This window comes from Streptomyces sp. NPDC057002 (genome assembly GCF_042673825.1).
Lineage (GTDB): Bacteria > Actinomycetota > Actinomycetes > Streptomycetales > Streptomycetaceae > Streptomyces.
The window spans coordinates 907,708-925,607 of the sequence record NZ_JBHURZ010000002.1; the positions used below are offsets into that span (position 1 = coordinate 907,708).

The following is a 17,900-nucleotide window of genomic DNA, read 5'->3' on the forward strand; positions in this document are numbered from 1 at the left end:
ACAAGGTGTTCCGGGCCTGCGGGCGTCGTGTTCTCCGGGCTGCCTCCTTGGCAGAACCGTCATCGGCCGACCCCTTGACGTGGGTTCCCGCCTTCCGCAGAGTGTTCCACCACAAGCAATACGGTGCGTGATGCGCAACGCGATTCCCTCGAAGGGCTCCCGACGTGGCAGACCTGTACGTGGACGGAAAGTGGCGGGATCCCGCGGCCGGCGGCCACCGGGACATCCGCTGTCCAGCCGACGGCACCCTGTCCGTGACCGTGTCCGAAGGCACACGCCCCGACGCCGAGGCGGCCATCGCCGCAGCCCGCCGGGCCTTCGACGAGGGGCCCTGGCCGCGCACCCCCGAGCGCGAGCGCGGCGCGCTCCTCCTGCGCACCGCCGACATCCTCGAACGCGACGCCCACGCGTTCGCCCGCGCCGAATCACTGGACACCGGCAAACGGCTCGTGGAGAGCGAGTACGACATCGCCGACGTCGTCTCCTGCCTCCGCTACTACGGAGGGCTCGGCGGCACCGACGCCGGCCGTGTCATCGACACCGGCCGCGACGACGCGGTCAGCCGCGTCGTGTACGAACCGATCGGTGTCTGCGGGCTGATCACTCCCTGGAACTACCCGCTGCTTCAGGCCGGTTGGAAGGTCGCCCCCGCCCTCCTCGCGGGCAACACGATCGTCCTCAAGCCCAGCGAACTCACTCCCTCCACCTCGATCCTGCTCCTGAGGGCACTCGAGGAGGCCGGGCTTCCGGACGGAGCCGCCAACCTCGTCCTGGGGGCCGGGCCCGAGGTGGGCGCACCGCTCACCGAACACCCCGCCGTCGACATGGTCTCCTTCACCGGCGGCCTGGACACGGGCAGACGCATCATGGCCACGGCCGCCGCGACCGTGAAGAAGGTCGCCCTGGAACTCGGCGGCAAGAACCCCAATGTCGTCTTCGCCGACGCCGACTTCGAGACGGCCGTGGACTTCGCTCTCACGGCCGTCTTTCTGCATTCCGGGCAGGTCTGCTCCGCCGGTGCCCGGCTGATCGTCCAGGACACGCTGCACGACCGGTTCGTCGACGAGGTGGTCCGCCGTGCCCGGCGGATCCGCCTGGGCGGCCCCTTCGATCCGCAGGCCGACACCGGCCCGCTGATCTCCGCACAGCACCTGACGAAGGTCGAGGAGTACGTCGCCGCCGGACTCGCCGAAGGCGCCGTCCTGCGCTGCGGCGGCGTACGCCCCGATGACCCGGCCCTGGCCGACGGCCACTACTACCCGCCCACCGTGCTCGACGAGTGCCGTCAGGACATGCGCGTCGTGCACGAGGAGTCCTTCGGGCCCGTGCTCACCGTGGAGCGCTTCACCGACGAGGACGACGCGGTGCGCATCGCCAACGACACCGAGTACGGACTCGCCGGCGCCGTCTGGACACAGGACGCGGGGAAGGCCCAGCGGGTCGCCCGCCGGCTCCGCCACGGCACGGTGTGGATCAACGACTACCACCCCTATGTACCCCAAGCGGAATGGGGTGGGTTCGGGCACTCCGGCGTGGGCCGGGAGCTCGGACCGACCGGCCTCGACGAGTACCGGGAGCCCAAACACATCTGGCAGAACATCCAACCCCGGCCGCAGCACTGGTTCCGCGGCTGAACGCCGAAAGAGGTCGAACATGACCCCAGCAACGACCGAGGCGCCGCGGCGGCGCGACACCCCCCAGGACGCGGCTCCCACGCCGGTCATCTCCGTGCGCGAGCTGTGGAAGGTGTTCGGACCCAAAGCGGACCAGGTACCGGGCTCCGAGGAACTGCGCGGCCTCACCCGCCGCGAACTGATGGACCGCACCGGATGCACCGCCGCCGTGCGCGACGTGCACTTCGAGGTCGCCCCCGGCGAGGTCTTCGTCGTCATGGGCCTGTCCGGCTCCGGCAAGTCCACCCTGGTCCGGTGTCTGACCCGGCTCATCGAACCCACCGCCGGCGAGATCCTCTTCGAGGGCGAGAACATCCGCGACGCGGACACGGGCCGCCTGCGCGAGTTGCGGCGCAGCAAGTTCTCCATGGTCTTCCAGCACTTCGGGCTGCTGCCGCACCGCCGGGTCGTCGACAACGTGGCGTTCGGTCTCGAGATCCGCGGCATGAGCAGAGCCGAACGCACCAAGCGTGCTCTGGAGGTCGTCGAACTCGTCGGCCTCTCCGGGTACGAGAACTCCTACCCCGACCAGCTCTCCGGCGGAATGCAGCAGCGCGTCGGTCTCGCCCGCGCCCTGGCCGGCGACCCGGACGTGCTCCTCTTCGACGAGCCGTTCTCGGCGCTCGACCCGCTGATCCGCCGGGACATGCAGAACGAGGTCGTCCGTCTGCACCACGAAGTCGGCAAGACGATGGTGTTCATCACCCATGACCTCTCCGAGGCGCTGCGGCTGGGTGACCGCATCCTCATCATGCGCGACGGCAGGATGGTCCAGTGCGGCACCGGGGACGAGCTGGTCGGCGCCCCCGCCGACGACTACGTACGCGACTTCGTCAGGGACGTGCCGCGCGGTGATGTGCTGACCCTGCGGTGGATCATGCGCCCGGCGGAGCCCGACGACCCCCTGGACGGTCCCGAGCTGGGCCCGGACGTCGTGGTGAAGGAGGCCACGCGGGCGGTGCTCGCCGCCGAGAAGCCGGTCAAGGTCGTCGAGAACGGCAAGCTGCTCGGCATCGTCGGCGACGAGGAGATCCTCGCGATCGTCGCCGGGCAGGAAGGCGACGCGTGATGACCGTCGCGATGGAGAAACCGGAGAAGACCGGGACCGCGGAGCCACCCGCGCCGGCCCGGCGCGAGCGCGGGATCAACCGCTCCGTGGTCGTGGCCGCGATCCTGCTCGTCTGGTTCGTGCTCTTCGCCGTGCTGCGCGGCAGGCAGACACTCTCCCTCGCCGCGGCCGACCTGACCGATCTGCACCGGTGGTTCAACGACGTCAACGACTCCATCGGCGCCAACCGCAACTCCAACCCGCTCTTCCTCTACTTCTTCAACGAGATCCGCCTGGTCATCGACTCCCTCGTGACCTTCGTCCAGGAGCTGATCTCACAGCCGGCCCCGGGCCGCCCGGTTCCTCAGATCGGCTGGCTCGGTGTCGTCGGCATCGCCGGCTACGTCTCCTGGGCCGCGGGCAACTGGCGGGTCGCGCTGCTCACGGTGGCCGGCTTCACGTTCCTGGGCCTTCAGGGCCTGTGGCAGGAGAGCATGGACACCCTGGCGCTCACCGTCTCCGCTGTGTGCGTGGCGCTGCTGTTCGCGATCCCCCTGGGGGTGTGGGCCGGACTGTCGGACCGGTTCAACCGGGTCGTGACGCCGTTCCTTGACTTCATGCAGACGATGCCGACCTTCGTCTACCTGGCGCCTCTGACCCTGTTCTTCCTCATCGGCCCGGCATCCGCGACGATCGCCACCGCGATCTACGCGGCACCACCGGCGATCCGCATCACCGCGCACGCCATCCGCTCCGTACCGCAGACCACGGTCGAGGCGGCGGACTCGATGGGCGCGACGCGGCGGCAGGCTCTGCTCAAGGTGCTGCTGCCGATGTCCAGGCGGACGGTGGTGATGGGCGTCAACCAGACCATCATGGCAGCCCTGGCGATGGTGACCATCGCGGCCCTGATCGACGCGCCCGGCCTCGGCAAGACCGTCGTCCAGGCCCTCCAGTCGCTGGACGTCGGCACGGCCTTCAACGCCGGTCTGGCCATCGTCGTCATGGCCATCGTGCTGGACCGGGTCACCACCGCGGCGAGCGGACGAGCCGAGACGGCCAGGGGCTCGGACAGTCCCTTCCTCAAGTGGCGGCGGCACCTGCTCGCGGCCGGCGCGATGATGGCGGCAGTGCTCGTGTACCTGTCGCACACGTACCTGTGGGCGGCCGAGTTCCCCGGCGAGGGCGGCATCGGCAGCAGCATCGCCAAGACGGCGGCCGATGTGACCACCTGGGCCCAGGACAACCTGTCGGGCCTGACCAACGCGTTTCGCGACGCCCTCACCAACGGCCTGCTCAATCCGTTCCAGACGCTGCTGACCGACTCCCCTTGGTGGCTCGTCGGCGCCGCCCTCGTCGGGCTCGGCGCGGTGCTCGGCGGATGGCGTGCCGGGGCCACCGCCGCCGTCTGCGTGGGCCTTCTCGTGGCGACCGGCGTGTGGTCGGACGCCATGACGACGCTGGCGTCCACCGCCGTGGCGACGGTACTGGTGATGCTGCTCGGCGTGGTCCTCGGCGTGTGGATGGGACGCAGCGCGCTCGTCGACCGGCTGCTCAGGCCCTCCCTGGACGCGGCGCAGGTCATGCCGCCGTTCGTCTATCTCGTGCCGTTCCTCGCGCTGTTCGGCGCGACACGGTTCACGGCCATCGTCGCGGCGATCGTCTACGCGGCGCCGGTCGCCATCAAGATCATCGCTGACGGGGTGCGAGCCGTGCCCGAGACCACCGTCGAAGCGGCGATGTCCACCGGGTGCAACACCTGGCAGATCATCACCAAGGTTCAACTGCCGATGTCACGCGGAGCCCTGACCCTCGCGACCAACCAGGGCCTGATCTACGTGCTGTCGATGGTCGTCGTGGGCGGCCTGGTGGGAGCGGGGGCCCTCGGCTACGACGTCGTGGCCGGGTTCTCGCAGGGCCAGCTGTACGGCAAGGGACTCGCGGCAGGGCTCGCCATCGTCCTGCTCGGCGTCATGTTCGACCGGATCACTCAGGCAGCGGCTCGCCGCGCCGGGGCATAAGGAGCATCACACCATGGCACGACACTGGAGAGCCGGCGCCGCCGGTCTGGCCGTCCTGGGCCTCACTCTCACGGCCTGCGGCGGCGCGAAGGTAGGTGACGACAGCGCGGGCGGGTCGGGCGGCTCGGGCAAGTGCGGCACCTTCAATCTCGCGATCAACCCGTGGGTCGGCTACGAGGCGAACGCGGCGGTCCTCGCGTACGTCGCCGAGCACGACCTCGGCTGCAAGGTCGAGCAGAAGGACCTCAAGGAGGAGATCGCCTGGCAGGGCTTCGGCACCGGCGAGGTCGACGCCGTCGTGGAGAACTGGGGCCACGACGACCTGAAGAAGAAGTACATCACCGATCAGAAGACGGCCGTCGAGGCCGGCCCGACCGGCAACAAGGGCCTCATCGGCTGGTACGTGCCGCCGTGGCTGGCGAAGGCGCACCCGGACATCACCGACTGGAAGAACCTCAACAAGTACGCGTCGAAGTTCAAGACCTCGGAGTCGGGCGGCAAAGGCCAGCTCCTCGACGGCGACCCGTCGTTCGTCACCAACGACGAGGCGCTGGTGAAGAACCTCAAGCTGGACTTCAAGGTGGTGTACGCGGGCAGTGAGACCGCGCTCATCCAGGCCTACCGCAACGCCGAGAAGAACAAGCAGTGGGTGATCGGCTACTTCTACGAGCCGCAGTGGTTCATGTCCGAGGTGCCGCTGAAGAAGGTCAGCCTGCCCGAGTACAAGGAGGGCTGCGACGCCGACACGGAGAAGGTCGCATGTGACTACCCCGTGTACGAACTCGACAAGATCGTCAGCGCGAAGTTCGCCAAGTCGGGCAGTCCGGCCTATGACCTGGTGAAGAACTTCACCTGGACGAACGAGGACCAGAACACCGTGGCCAAGTACATCGCGGTGGACAAGATGGCGCCCGAGGCCGCGGCGAAGAAGTGGGTCGAGGCCAACCGCGGCAAGGTCGACGCCTGGATCAAGTAAGGCGCACGACTGCCCCTGTGAACCCCGCCGGCAAGGCCCGGCAGGCTGTGTCGTCAGCCTGCCGGGCCTCGTCGTTTTCTGGTGATTCCTCCCTGTCGCCGCCGGGTGCTTTTCCGGCCTCGCGGACCCCTTGACACGCCTCTTCACGGCGGGCACATTGAGTTGCGCAACCTGAACCTTGTTGCGCAGACAGCAACTGGACGCTTTCAACGTCGGAGGTGCGGCGATGGCGGGACCCCGGGTGGTCATCATCGGAGCGGGCGTCGTGGGGGCGGCGCTCGCCGACGAGATCTCCGCACGAGGCTGGACCGAAGTGACCGTGGTCGACCAGGGCCCGCTGCCCGCCACCGGGGGATCGTCGTCGCACGCCCCGGGCCTGGTCTTCCAGACCAACTCCTCCAAGACCATGACCGAGATGGCCCGTTACACCGTCGAGAAGTTCTGCTCGCTCGACGTGGACGGGCAGCCCTGCTTCCTCCAGGTCGGCGGCCTGGAGGTGGCGACCAGCCCGGAGCGCGTCGCCGAACTGCAGCGGCGCCACGGCTGGCTCGCCTCCTGGGGCATCGAGGCCCGGCTGCTGAGCACCGAGGAGTGCGTCGAACAGCACCCGCTCGTCAACCCGGACAAGGTCCTCGCCGGACTCCTCGTGCCGACGGACGGCCTCGCCAAGGCGGTCCTCGCCGTCGAGGCGCAGATCCGCCGGGCCAGCGAGCGCGGCGTGCGCTTCCTCGCCCGCCACGAAGTCCTCGACGTCACAAGGGCCGAGGGCGAGGTGACCGGAGTCCTCACCGACCAGGGCGAGATCCCCGCCGACATCGTCGTGTGCTGCGCCGGCATCTGGGGCCCGAAGATCGCCCGCATGGCCGGCATGAACCTCCCGCTCACGCCGCTCGCCCACCAGCTCGCCTGGACGGGCCCGGTACCGGCCCTGGCCGGCCAGACGCAGGAGGCGGTCCGCCCGATCCTGCGTCACCAGGACGCCGACCTCTACTACCGCGACCGCTTCGACGGTCTGGGCATCGGCTACTACGGGCACCGCCCGATGCCGATCTCCGCCGACGACATCCTCTCCGTGGACGAGGCCGAGGAGATGCCCTCGGTCCTGAAGTTCACCGAAGAGGACTTCGAGGAGGCCTGGACCGAGACGCAGTCACTGCTCCCCGCGACGAAGGACGCCAAGGTCGAGGAGGGCATCAACGGCCTGTTCTCCTTCACCACCGACGGCCTGCCGCTGCTCGGCGAATCCCCGGACCTCAAGGGCTTCTGGGTCGCCGAGGCCGTCTGGGTCACCCACTCGGCGGGCGTCGGACGGGCCATGGCCGAGTGGCTGGTCGACGGCCACTGCTCGTCTTTCGACCTGCACGAGTGCGACGTCAACCGCTTTGAACCGCACCAGCTCTCCCCGGAGTACGTACTGGCCCGCGACTGCCAGAACTTCGTCGAGGTCTACGACATCCTCCACCCCCTCCAGCCGTCGGGAGACCCGCGCCCGATCCGCACCAGCCCGTTCCACACCCGTCAGCAGGAGCTGGGCGCCTTCTTCCTGGAGGCGAACGGCTGGGAGCGGCCCCAGTGGTACGAGGCCAACGCGGGCTTGGCCGAAGGCCGTTCCATCGTCACCCCGAACGACTGGGCCGCGCGGTACTGGTCGCCCATCGTCGGCGCCGAGGCCCAGAGGACCCGCGAGACCGTCGCGATGTACGACATGACGGCCCTCAAGCGACTGGAGGTCAGCGGGCGCGGTGCGGGCGAGTTCCTGGAGCGGCTGTGCACCGGCAAGGTCGCCAAGTCCGTCGGCTCGGTGACGTACACCCTGCTCCTCGACCACGACGGCGGCATCCGCAGCGACATCACCGTCGCCCGGCTGGCCCCCGACCTCTTCCAGGTCGGTGCCAACGGCAACCTGGACCTCGACTGGTTCACCCGGCACCTCCCCGCCGACGGCACGGTCCAGGTTCGCGACAGCACCCCCGGCACCTGCTGCGTCGGCCTGTGGGGACCGCGCGCCCGCGACGTCCTCCAGCCGCTCACCGACGCCGACTTCTCGGCGACGGGCCTGAAGTACTTCCGAGCCAAGCGCGCCCACATCGGTTCCGTGCCGGTGACGGCGATGCGGCTCTCGTACGTCGGTGAGCTCGGCTGGGAGCTGTACACCACCGCGGACCTCGGCGAGAAGCTGTGGGACACGCTGTGGCGGGCGGCGGAGCCGCTGGGCGGCATCGTGGCGGGGCGGGGTGCGTTCAACAGTCTTCGCCTGGAGAAGGGCTACCGCTCGTTCGGTACGGACATGACGTACGAGCACGACCCGTACGAGGCCGGGGTGGGCTTCGCGGTGAAGCTCGACAAGGAGGACTTCATCGGGAAGGCGGCGTTGGAGCGGCGCAAGGCGGATGTGCGGCGCCGGTTGACCTGCCTCACGATCGACGATCCCCGGGCCGTCGTCATGGGCAAGGAGCCGGTGTTCGACGGGGACTGTGCGGTCGGTTATGTCACCAGTGCCGCGTACGGATACACGATCGGCAAGGGCATTGCGTATGCGTGGCTGCCGGTGGAGCTTGCGGAGCCGGGGACCGTGGTGCACATCGGGTACTTCGATCAGTCCGTCGAGGCGGTTGTGGCCGAGGAGCCGTTGTTCGATCCGGCGATGTCCCGTCTTCGTGGGTGAGTTTTCGTCTGCGGGTGCGTCGTGGCTTGTCGCGCAGTTCCCCGCGCCCCTTAGGGGCGTTCAAGCCCAGGCTCGTTGGAAGGAACACTTCAGGTGACCGCACAACTCCTTGACGGTAAGGCCACAGCCGCCGCCATCCGTCGCGAACTCGCCGAGCGAGTGGCCAAGTTGACGGCGACCACAGGCCGGGCGCCGGGACTGGGTACCGTCCTGGTCGGCGACGATCCGGGCAGTCGCGCCTACGTCGGTGGCAAGCACCGGGACTGTGCGCAGGTCGGGATCGCCTCGATCCGGCGGGAGTTGCCCGCCGACGCCTCGCAGCAGCAGGTCGAGGAGACGATCGACGAGCTCAACGCCGACCCCGCCTGCACCGGCTACATCGTCCAGCTCCCGCTGCCGCGTCACCTCGACGCCAACGCCGTACTGGAGCGCATGGACCCGGCCAAGGACGCCGACGGACTGCACCCCGTGAACCTCGGCCGGCTCGTCCTCGGTGTCGAGGCGCCGCTGCCGTGCACCCCGCGCGGCATCGTCGAACTGCTCCGCCGCCACGACGTGCCGATCGCCGGAGCGCGGGTGTGCGTGATCGGCCGGGGCATCACCGTCGGACGGCCCATCGGCCTCCTCCTCACCCGCAGGTCGGAGAACGCCACCGTCACCCTCTGCCACACCGGAACCAAGGGCCTTGCCTGGCACGTACGCGAGGCGGACATCGTCGTCGCGGCCGCCGGCTCGCCCGGACTGATCACCAAGGACATGCTGCGCCCGGGCGCGGCCGTCCTGGACGTCGGCATCACCCGCACGGACCAGGGGCTGGTGGGTGACATCCACCCGGACTGTGCCGAGGTCGCCGGGTGGCTCGCGCCGATGCCCGGGGGAGTGGGCCCCATGACCCGGGCCATGCTGCTCGCGAATGTCGTAGAGGCCGCCGAGAGGAACGCGAACGCCGTATGAACGTGCTCAACACCTCCCTGGCAGAGCTGGACCCCGAGGTGCACGCCGCGCTCCGCGCCGAGCTGCACCGCCAGCAGTCCACCCTGGAGATGATCGCCTCCGAGAACTTCGCGCCCTCCGCCGTGATGGAGGCGCAGGGCCCGGTCGCGACCAACAAGTACGCCGAGGGCTACCCGGGCCGGCGCTATTACGGCGGCTGCGAGCACGTCGACGTCACCGAGCGGCTGGCCATCGAGCGGATCAAATCGCTCTTCGGCGCCGGCTTCGCCAATGTGCAGCCGCACTCGGGAGCCCAGGCGAACACCGCCGTCTTCTTCGCCCTGCTGCGGCCCGGCGACACCGTCCTCGGCCTCGACCTCGCGCACGGCGGGCACCTCACGCACGGCATGCGCATCAACTACAGCGGCAAGATGCTCAACGTCGTGCCGTACCACGTCTCCGAGACGGACCACCTCGTCGACATGGACGAGGTCGAACGGCTCGCCAAGGAACACCGGCCCAAGATGATCACCGCCGGCTGGTCGGCGTACCCGAGGCAACTGGACTTCGCGGCCTTCCGCCGGATCGCCGACGAGGTGGGCGCCCTGCTCATGGTCGACATGGCCCACTTCGCGGGTCTGGTGGCGGCGGGACTGCACCCCAGCCCCGTACCGCACGCCCACGTCACGACCACGACCACGCACAAGACGCTCGGCGGTCCACGTGGCGGGGTCATCCTCACCAACGAGGCCGAGCTCGCGAAGAAGATCAACTCGGCGGTGTTCCCCGGCATGCAGGGCGGCCCCCTGGAGCACGTCATCGCCGCGAAGGCGGTGTCGTTCAAGGTCGCCGCGTCACCGGAGTTCGCCGAACGCCAGGCCCGCACCCTCGCCGGCGCCCGCATCCTCGCCGAACGCCTCACCCGGGCGGACGCGTCGGCGGCCGGGGTGAAGGTGCTGACCGGAGGCACGGACGTCCACCTCGTCCTGGTCGACCTGCGTGACTCCGAGCTGGACGGCCGGCAGGCCGAGGACCTCCTCCATGAGATCGGCATCACCGTCAACCGCAACGCCGTGCCCTTCGACCCGCGTCCGCCCATGGTCACCTCGGGCCTGCGCATCGGCACCCCGGCCCTGGCCACCCGAGGCTTCACCGAGGACGACTTCGCCGAGGTCGCGGAAGTGATCGCCCTCGCCCTCCAGCCGGAGCCCGACGTGACCGCCCTGCGCGCCCGCACCGAGGCCCTGGCAGCCAAGCACCCGCTCTACCCTCACCTGTCCGCGGACGACTGCCCGTCGAACCCGGCACCGTCGTCCGCGCCGGGGAGCTGACCGCGCTGTGGCTCGGCCCCGACGAGTGGCTCGTGGTGGGCCCGCCGGGCGGTCAGCGGGACCTGGAGAGCCGGATCGGTGAGGCCGCGGGTGACGAGCCCGTGTCCGTCGTCGATGTCCCGGCTCAGCACACCGCGCTGCTCGTCGGGGGTCCTCTTGCCCACGACCCGCTGGCCCACGGCTGCCCGCTGGATCTGCACCCGCGCGTCTTCGGCCCCGGCCGCTGCGCCCGGACGACCCTGGGCCGCACCCAGGTCGTCCCGGTCGCTCGCGACGAACCGGCAGGCGGGTTCTGGGTGCTGGCCCGTTCGTCCTTCGCCGGCTACCTGGCGGACTGGCTGCTGGAGGGTTTCCGGGACTCAGCCCGCGTAGCCCAGACGGAGGCTGAGCTCGTCCGCTCCGGCGACGATCACCGGTGCGAGTTCGCGTATCCGCTCCTCGGTCAGCCGGAAGGCCGGCCCCGACGCACTGAGGGCGGCGACGACCTCGCCGTCCTCCGAACGCACCGGCGCGGACAGGGCGTTGAGGCCCTCCTCGTACTCCTCCCGCGTCACCGCGAAGCCCTGCTCACGGGCTTCGGACAGGTCCGCCTCCAGCTGCTTCCTGGAGGTCACCGTGCGCGGTGTCATACGGGGCAGGCCCGCCTCGGCGAGGAGCTCGTCGCGGTCCCCGCGGTCGAGGTGGGCCAGGAGGATCTTGCCGCTCGACGTGCAGTGCAGCGGGGTCTGCCGTCCCACCCAGTTCTGTGCGGCGATGGCCGACGTACTGCGCACCTGGTAGAGGTTGATCGCGTGGTGGGACTCGAGCACGGCGATGTTCAGAGTCTCGCCCACGTCGTCGACGAGACGCTCGCAGATTCCCCGCCCGTACCGGGTGACGGCGATGCGGCCCGTCACGGCGCCTGCCAGGCGCACGACTCCGAAGCCGAGACGGTACTTGCCGCGTTCGCTCTCCTGCTCGACCATCCCGTGCGCCTCCAGCGCGCCGAGCAGACGGAAAGCGGTGGACTTGTGGACATCGATCGCCGCGGCCACTTCACTCACGCCCGCCTCGCCCTGCTGGGCGAGGATCTCCAGCACGGCGACAGCACGGTCGACGGACTGCACTCCGCCAGGGGGAGCGCTTGCGGGCTCGGCGCCGAAGTTGCTCATGGCGAGACTCTAGGCGAATTGGTCAACAGGTGTGAGGGGGCGGAGGTCATTTTCGTCAGCGGAAGACGACCGTACGGTTGCCGTTGACCATGACGCGGCTCTGGCTGTGCCATTCCACCGCCCGCGCCAGGACCTGCGCCTCCACGTCGCGCCCCAGGGCGACCATGCTGTCGGGACCCTGGGAGTGGTTCACACGGATGACGTCCTGCTCGATGATGGGCCCCTCGTCGAGGTCCGGGGTGACGTAGTGGGCCGTCGCCCCGACGAGCTTGACGCCGCGCTCGTGCGCCTGGAGATAGGGCCGGGCGCCCTTGAAGCTCGGCAGGAACGAGTGGTGGATGTTGATCGCCCGGCCTTCGAGCTGCTTGCACAGGTCGTTCGACAGGATCTGCATGTAGCGGGCGAGGACCACGAGGTCGATGTCCAGCTCGTCGACGAGCTCCAGCAGCCGGGCCTCCGCCTCGGGCTTCCTCTCCCGGGTCACCGGCACGTGGTGGAACGGGATCCCGTAGCTCTCGGCGAGCGGCTCGAAGTCCCGGTGGTTGGAGACGATCGCCGGCACCTCGATGTTCAGCGAGCCGGTGCGCCGGCGGAAGAGCAGGTCGTTCAGGCAGTGCCCGAACTTCGACACCATGAGCAGGGTGCGCGTCGGGGTCGACGCGTCGTACAGCTGCCAGGAGATTCGGTACGCCTCCGCCACCGGGGCGAAGCCGGACTTCAGGGCCTCCAGTGAGGTGCCCGGGTCCGAGACGTCGAAGTGGACCCGCATGAAGAAGAGGTCCTGCAGCCGGTCGTCGAACTGCTGGCTCTCCTGGATGTTTCCGGAGTGCCGGACCAGGAAGCCGGTGACCGCGTGGACGAGGCCCGAGCGGTCGGGGCACGACAGGGTGAGGACGAACTCGCGGCCGGTCGTGGGTCCAAGAGACATTGAGCCCTCCCTGAGGGGGTGCGCAATACGCAACGGTCGGACTGATACGCAACATGGTCCTGGCTGTGACGGCCTGTGGTCAAGGGCTTGACAGTGGTCCGGGCGGACTGCACTGTGAGTTGCGTAGCAAGAATCTCGTTGCGCATGAGGCAACCGTCCGCCCGCCAGGGGCGCTTCACTTCGAGGTGAACCATGACTACGACCGGCCTGCCGGAGAGCCTGATCGCGACCCTCCCCGGAGACCACTACACGGACCCGGAGATCTTCCGCCTGGAGCAGGAGCACATCTTCGAGTCGATGTGGTTCTGCGCGGCACGCTCGTCGGAACTGGCGAAGCCGGGTGCGTTCCGGACCGTGGACGTCGGACGGGAGAGCGTGCTGCTGACCCGCTCGCGGGACGGCTCCGTCAAGGCCTTCTTCAATGTGTGCCGGCACCGGGGCGCGAAGCTGTGCACGCAGGAGTCCGGCGAGGTGAAGCGGGCCTTCCAGTGCCCGTACCACGCCTGGACGTACGACCTCAACGGCAAACTCGTCGCGGCCCCCAACCTCACCAAGATGCCGGACATCGGCCGGACGGAGTACGGACTGGCGAGCGTGGCGGTACGCGAGTGGCTCGGCTATGTGTGGGTGTGCCTGGCCGAGAACCCGCCGTCGTTCGAGGAGTCGGTGATCGCGGACGTGGTGGCGCGCCTGGGCGACGTGGAGTCCGTCGAACGGTACGACGTCGAGACCCTGGAGATCGGCAGGCGGATCGTCTACGACGTCAAGGCCAACTGGAAGCTGATCATCGAGAACTTCATGGAGTGCTACCACTGCGCGACCATCCACCCCGAGCTGACCGAGGTCCTGCCGGAATTCGCCGACGGCTACGCGGCGCAGTACTACGTGGGACACGGCGCCGAGTTCGGCTCGGAGGTCCAGGGCTTCACCGTCGACGGCACGGAGGGTCTGGACCGCATTCCGGGCGTCACCGAGGAACAGGACCGCCGGTACTACGCGATCACGGTGCGCCCGCAGGTGTTCATCAACCTCGTCCCGGACCATGTGATCTTCCACCGGATGTTCCCGGTGGCGGTGGACCGCACGATCGTTGAGTGCGACTGGCTGTACCTGAAGGGCGTGGTGGAGAGCGGCCGGGACGTCAGCCGGTCGGTGGAGCTGTTCGACCGCGTCAACCGGCAGGACTTCGACGCCTGTGAGCGCTGCCAGCCAGCGATGAGTTCCCGCCTGTACGCCAAGGGCGGCGTCCTGGTGCCCAGCGAGCACCACATCGCCGAGTTCCACGACTGGGTCCAGGACCGCATCGGCATCCGCGCCGACCTCGCGGAGCACTAGGCGATGGCCCGCAAGGCACCTGGCGAGGACCCCGGCGACTCCCGTCTGCGGGTGGGCACGCCGAAGGACCACGCCGCGGGCCTTCCCGCGGTCACGTCCTCGCTGCGCCACGCACACGCGCAGATGGGGGCCCGCCGCAGTCTGCTGACGCTGCTGAGCGTCAACCAGAAGTCGGGCTTCGACTGCCCGGGGTGCGCCTGGCCCGAGCCCGAGCACCGGCACCGCGCCGAGTTCTGCGAGAACGGCGCCAAGGCGGTGGCCGAGGAGGCCACGCTGCGCCGGGTCGGGCCGGGCTTCTTCGCCGAGCACACCCTGGAGGAACTGGCCGGACGCAGCGACTACTGGCTCGGCCAGCAGGGCCGCCTCACCCACCCCATGTACCGCCCCGCCGGCGGCGACCACTACCGGCCGGTCTCCTGGGACGAGGCGTTCGCCGTGATCGCCCGGCAGCTGCGCGCACTCGACTCACCGGACCAAGCCGCCTTCTACACTTCGGGCCGGGCGAGCAACGAGGCCGCCTTCGTCTACCAGCTGTTCGTCCGGCTCCTCGGCACCAACAACCTGCCGGACTGCTCCAACATGTGCCACGAGTCGAGCGGTTCCGCCCTGACCGAGACCATCGGCATCGGCAAGGGCAGCGTCCGGCTGGAAGACCTGTACGAGGCCGACCTGATCCTCGTCGTGGGGCAGAACCCGGGCACCAACCACCCCCGGATGCTCTCGGCGCTCGAGACCGCCAAGGACAAGGGGGCCAGGATCATCTCGGTCAACCCCCTTCCCGAGGCAGGCCTGCTGCGCTTCAAGAACCCCCAGCGGCCCTCCGGCGTACTGGGGGGCGGCACCCGACTCACCGACCGGTTCCTGCAGATCCGGCTCGGCGGCGACCAGGCCCTCTTCCAGGCCTTCAACCGCATGCTCCTGGAAGCGGAGGACGACGCTCCCGGCACGGTCCTCGACCATGACTTCATCGCCGGGCACACCCATGGCTTCGAGGAGTTCGCCGACCAGGCCCGCAAGACGTCCTGGGACGACGTCCTGGAGGCCACCGGCCTGTCGGCGCAGGAGATCCGGGAGGCGTTCGAGGAGGTACTGGCGGCCAGGAAGACCGTCGTGTGCTGGGCGATGGGACTCACCCAGCACCGCCACTCGGTGCCGACCATCCGTGAGGTGGTCAACTTCCTGCTGCTGCGCGGCAACATCGGACGCCCCGGCGCCGGACTCTGCCCCGTGCGCGGCCACTCCAACGTCCAGGGTGACCGGACCATGGGCATCTACGAAAAGCCGGACGCCGCCTTCCTCGACGCGCTCGGCGCGGAGTTCGGGTTCGTGCCCCCGCACCACCACGGCCATGACGCGGTGGAGACCATCCGGGCCATGCGGGACGGACAGGTCCGGGTCTTCGTCGCGCTCGGCGGTAACTTCGTCTCCGCCGCTCCCGACACCGAACTCACCGAGCACGCTCTGCGCGACTGCGAGCTCACGGTGCAGATCTCCACCAAACTCAACCGGTCCCACGCCGTGGCCGGCCGGCAGGCGCTCATCCTGCCCTGCCTGGGCCGCACCGAAGCCGACCTGCGGCCCGACGGAGAGCAACGGGTGACGGTGGAGGACTCCATGGGCATGGTGCACCTCTCGCGTGGCCGGCTGGCACCCGCCTCCGACAGCCTGCTGAGCGAGGTCGCGATCATCTGCCGAATGGCGAACGCGGCCCTCGGAAGCGGCGGTCCGCAGGTGCCCTGGTCAGACTTCGAGGCGGACTACGACCGGATCCGGGACAGGATCGCCCGGGTGATTCCCGGTTTTGAGGACTTCAACGCCCGGGTGCGCGGGCCGGGCGGCTTCGCCCTGCCCCACCCGCCACGCGACGAGAGGCGCTTCCCCACCAGGACGGGACTGGCCAACTTCACCGTCAACGCTCTTCGGGTGCTGCGCGTCCCTCGGGGGCGGCTGCTCCTTCAGACGATCCGTTCGCACGACCAGTACAACACCACCATCTACGGCCTGGACGACCGCTACCGCGGCATCCACCAGGGTCGCAGGGTGCTCTTCGTTCACCCGGACGATCTCGCCGAACAGGGCCTGGCGGACGGCGAAATGATCGACATCGTCAGTGAGTTCGCCGACGGGGTCGAGCGCCGGGCACCTTCCTTCCGGACGGTCGGCTACCCCACCCCGCGAGGCTGCTGCGCCGCCTACTTCCCCGAGACCAATGTGCTCGTTCCGCTGGACTCCACCGCGGAGGTCAGCAACACGCCGACATCCAAGTCCATCGTGGTCCGGCTGGAACGGGCGCACTGACCCGGCCTGCCGGTCAGTCTCCCGCGCGAACTCCCAGACCCGGCCGCTGCGTCGTCAGCACTCGATGACGTTGACCGCGAGCCCGCCGCGTGCCGTCTCCTTGTACTTGACCTTCATGTCGGCGCCCGTCTCCTTCATGGTCTTGATGACCTTGTCCAGGGAGACGTGGTGGCGGCCGTCGCCCCGCAATGCCATGCGCGCCGCGGTGACGGCCTTGACCGCCGCCATGCCGTTGCGTTCGATACAGGGGATCTGCACCAGGCCGCCGACCGGGTCGCACGTCAGGCCCAGATTGTGTTCCATGCCGATCTCGGCGGCGTTCTCCACCTGTTCCGGAGAACCGCCGAGGACCTCCGCGAGGCCGCCCGCGGCCATGGAGCAGGCGGCGCCGACCTCGCCCTGACATCCGACCTCAGCGCCGGAGATGGAGGCGTTCTCCTTGAACAGCAGGCCGATGGCACCGGCCGCCAGCAGGAAGCGGACGACGGCGTCGTCGTCGGCTCCGTGGACGAAGTTGGCGTAGTAGTGCAGGACGGCCGGGATGATGCCGGCGGCCCCGTTGGTCGGGGCGGTGACCACACGGCCGCCGGCTGCGTTCTCCTCGTTGACCGCCATGGCGTAGAGGGTCACCCACTCCAGCGCCCGCCCCGCCGGATCGCCGTCGGCGCGCAGCGCCTTGGCCACGGCGGTGGCCCGGCGGCGGACCCTGAGCCCGCCCGGCAGAACTCCCTCACAGGCCAGTCCCTGTGCCACGCACTCCCGCATCACCCGCCAGATCTCCAGCAGGCCCGTACGGATCTCCTCCTCGGTGCGCCAGGCCCGCTCGTTCTCCAGCATCAGCGCCGAGATCGACAGCCCTGTCTCCCGGGTGAGCCGGAGCAGCTCGTCACCGCTGGTGAAGGGGTACTTGAGCACGGTGTCGTCCAGCTTGACCCGGTCCGCGCCGGCCGCGTCCTCGTCGACGACGAACCCGCCGCCGACCGAGTAGTACGTCCTCTCCAGCAGCGGCGTCCCCTCGGAGTCGTATGCGAACAGCGTCATGCCGTTGGCGTGGTACGGCAGGGAACGGCGGCGGTGCAGGACCAGCTGGCTGTCCGTGTCGAAGCGGATCTCATGGGCGTCGCCGAGGACGCGGCCCAGCAGCCGCAGCCGGCCCGTCGACGCGATCCGCTCGACGTCCCGGCCGGCCTCGGCGACGTCCACCGTGTGCGGCTCATTGCCCTCCAGGCCGAGCAGGACCGCCTTGGGGCTGCCGTGGCCGTGGCCGGTGGCGCCGAGGGAGCCGAAGAGCTCGGCCCGCACCGCTGCGGTCCGGGGGAGTAGGCCTTCCTTCTCCAGGCGTCCGACGAACAGGCCGGCGGCCCGCATGGGGCCGACGGTGTGCGAACTGGACGGACCTATGCCGATGGAGAAGAGGTCGAAGACGGAGATGGCCACGAGCAGGCTCCAGTTTCTGATTAAGCAACCGGACTCTCTATGCGCAACAGCCTTTCTCGTGGTTCCGGGGTTGTCAAGACGCCGTGGTGGTCGCTCTCGGCGCG

The 17,900-nt window shown here is 69.4% G+C and carries 12 protein-coding genes and 1 pseudogene; 10 read left to right on the forward strand and 3 right to left on the reverse strand.

All coding sequences use genetic code 11. The annotated features are described in order from the left end of the window. The first annotated feature begins 164 nt into the window (after window positions 1–164). The 8 genes and pseudogenes from ACFT32_RS12200 to ACFT32_RS12235 all read left to right on the forward strand — a co-directional run. Window positions 165–1,634 carry an aldehyde dehydrogenase family protein gene (locus tag ACFT32_RS12200; protein WP_382488338.1) on the forward strand — a complete coding sequence of 490 codons (1,470 nt, stop codon included), beginning with the start codon at window positions 165–167 and terminating at the stop codon, window positions 1,632–1,634. Between the two features lie 19 nt (window positions 1,635–1,653). Beyond that, window positions 1,654–2,742, forward strand: coding sequence for a glycine betaine/L-proline ABC transporter ATP-binding protein (locus tag ACFT32_RS12205; RefSeq protein ID WP_382488339.1), 1,089 nt, complete (start codon window positions 1,654–1,656; stop codon window positions 2,740–2,742). Beyond that, the gene (locus ACFT32_RS12210) at window positions 2,742–4,742 is read left to right on the forward strand and encodes an ABC transporter permease (protein ID WP_382488340.1); all 2,001 of its coding nucleotides are present in this window, start codon (window positions 2,742–2,744) and stop codon (window positions 4,740–4,742) included. Before ACFT32_RS12205 ends, ACFT32_RS12210 begins: the two co-directional genes overlap by 1 nt. Before the next feature lie 13 nt (window positions 4,743–4,755). Further along, on the forward strand, window positions 4,756–5,718 hold the full coding sequence (locus ACFT32_RS12215) for an ABC transporter substrate-binding protein (protein WP_382488341.1): 963 nt from the start codon (window positions 4,756–4,758) through the stop codon (window positions 5,716–5,718). Window positions 5,719–5,944: 226 nt separating this feature from the next. Next, window positions 5,945–8,383: an FAD-dependent oxidoreductase gene (locus ACFT32_RS12220; RefSeq protein WP_382488342.1), complete on the forward strand. Its 2,439-nt coding sequence runs from the start codon at window positions 5,945–5,947 to the stop codon at window positions 8,381–8,383. A 93-nt stretch (window positions 8,384–8,476) separates the two neighbouring features. Then, window positions 8,477–9,337, forward strand: coding sequence for a bifunctional methylenetetrahydrofolate dehydrogenase/methenyltetrahydrofolate cyclohydrolase (locus ACFT32_RS12225; protein ID WP_382488343.1), 861 nt, complete (start codon window positions 8,477–8,479; stop codon window positions 9,335–9,337). Further along, window positions 9,334–10,647 carry a serine hydroxymethyltransferase gene (glyA, locus tag ACFT32_RS12230; RefSeq protein ID WP_382488344.1) on the forward strand — a complete coding sequence of 438 codons (1,314 nt, stop codon included), beginning with the start codon at window positions 9,334–9,336 and terminating at the stop codon, window positions 10,645–10,647. The genes ACFT32_RS12225 and glyA overlap by 4 nt, the downstream gene beginning before the upstream one ends. Further along, window positions 10,605–10,994 (forward strand): annotated as a pseudogene (locus ACFT32_RS12235) (sarcosine oxidase subunit gamma); the annotation flags it as partial. The gene glyA and the pseudogene ACFT32_RS12235, both read left to right, overlap by 43 nt. Window positions 10,995–11,006: 12 nt before the next feature. On the opposite strand, the gene ACFT32_RS12240 reads toward ACFT32_RS12235, so the two are convergent. Further along, entirely contained in the window at window positions 11,007–11,798 is a 792-nt protein-coding gene (locus tag ACFT32_RS12240) for an IclR family transcriptional regulator (RefSeq protein WP_382488345.1), read from the reverse strand. A gap of 55 nt (window positions 11,799–11,853) precedes the next feature. Continuing rightward, window positions 11,854–12,726 (reverse strand): formyltetrahydrofolate deformylase, encoded by an 873-nt coding sequence (purU, locus tag ACFT32_RS12245; protein WP_382488346.1) that lies wholly within the window; start codon window positions 12,724–12,726, stop codon window positions 11,854–11,856. Window positions 12,727–12,918: 192 nt separating this feature from the next. Between purU and ACFT32_RS12250 the strand changes: the two genes are divergently transcribed. Both ACFT32_RS12250 and ACFT32_RS12255 read left to right on the forward strand, forming a co-directional pair. Next, window positions 12,919–14,061: an aromatic ring-hydroxylating dioxygenase subunit alpha gene (locus ACFT32_RS12250; RefSeq protein WP_382488347.1), complete on the forward strand. Its 1,143-nt coding sequence runs from the start codon at window positions 12,919–12,921 to the stop codon at window positions 14,059–14,061. Between the two features lie 3 nt (window positions 14,062–14,064). Continuing rightward, entirely contained in the window at window positions 14,065–16,359 is a 2,295-nt protein-coding gene (locus tag ACFT32_RS12255; RefSeq protein WP_382488348.1) for an FdhF/YdeP family oxidoreductase, read from the forward strand. A gap of 54 nt (window positions 16,360–16,413) precedes the next feature. Here the strand turns inward: ACFT32_RS12255 and ACFT32_RS12260 are convergent, their stop codons facing one another. Further along, window positions 16,414–17,796: an L-serine ammonia-lyase gene (locus tag ACFT32_RS12260; protein WP_382488349.1), complete on the reverse strand. Its 1,383-nt coding sequence runs from the start codon at window positions 17,794–17,796 to the stop codon at window positions 16,414–16,416. Window positions 17,797–17,900 lie beyond the last annotated feature (104 nt).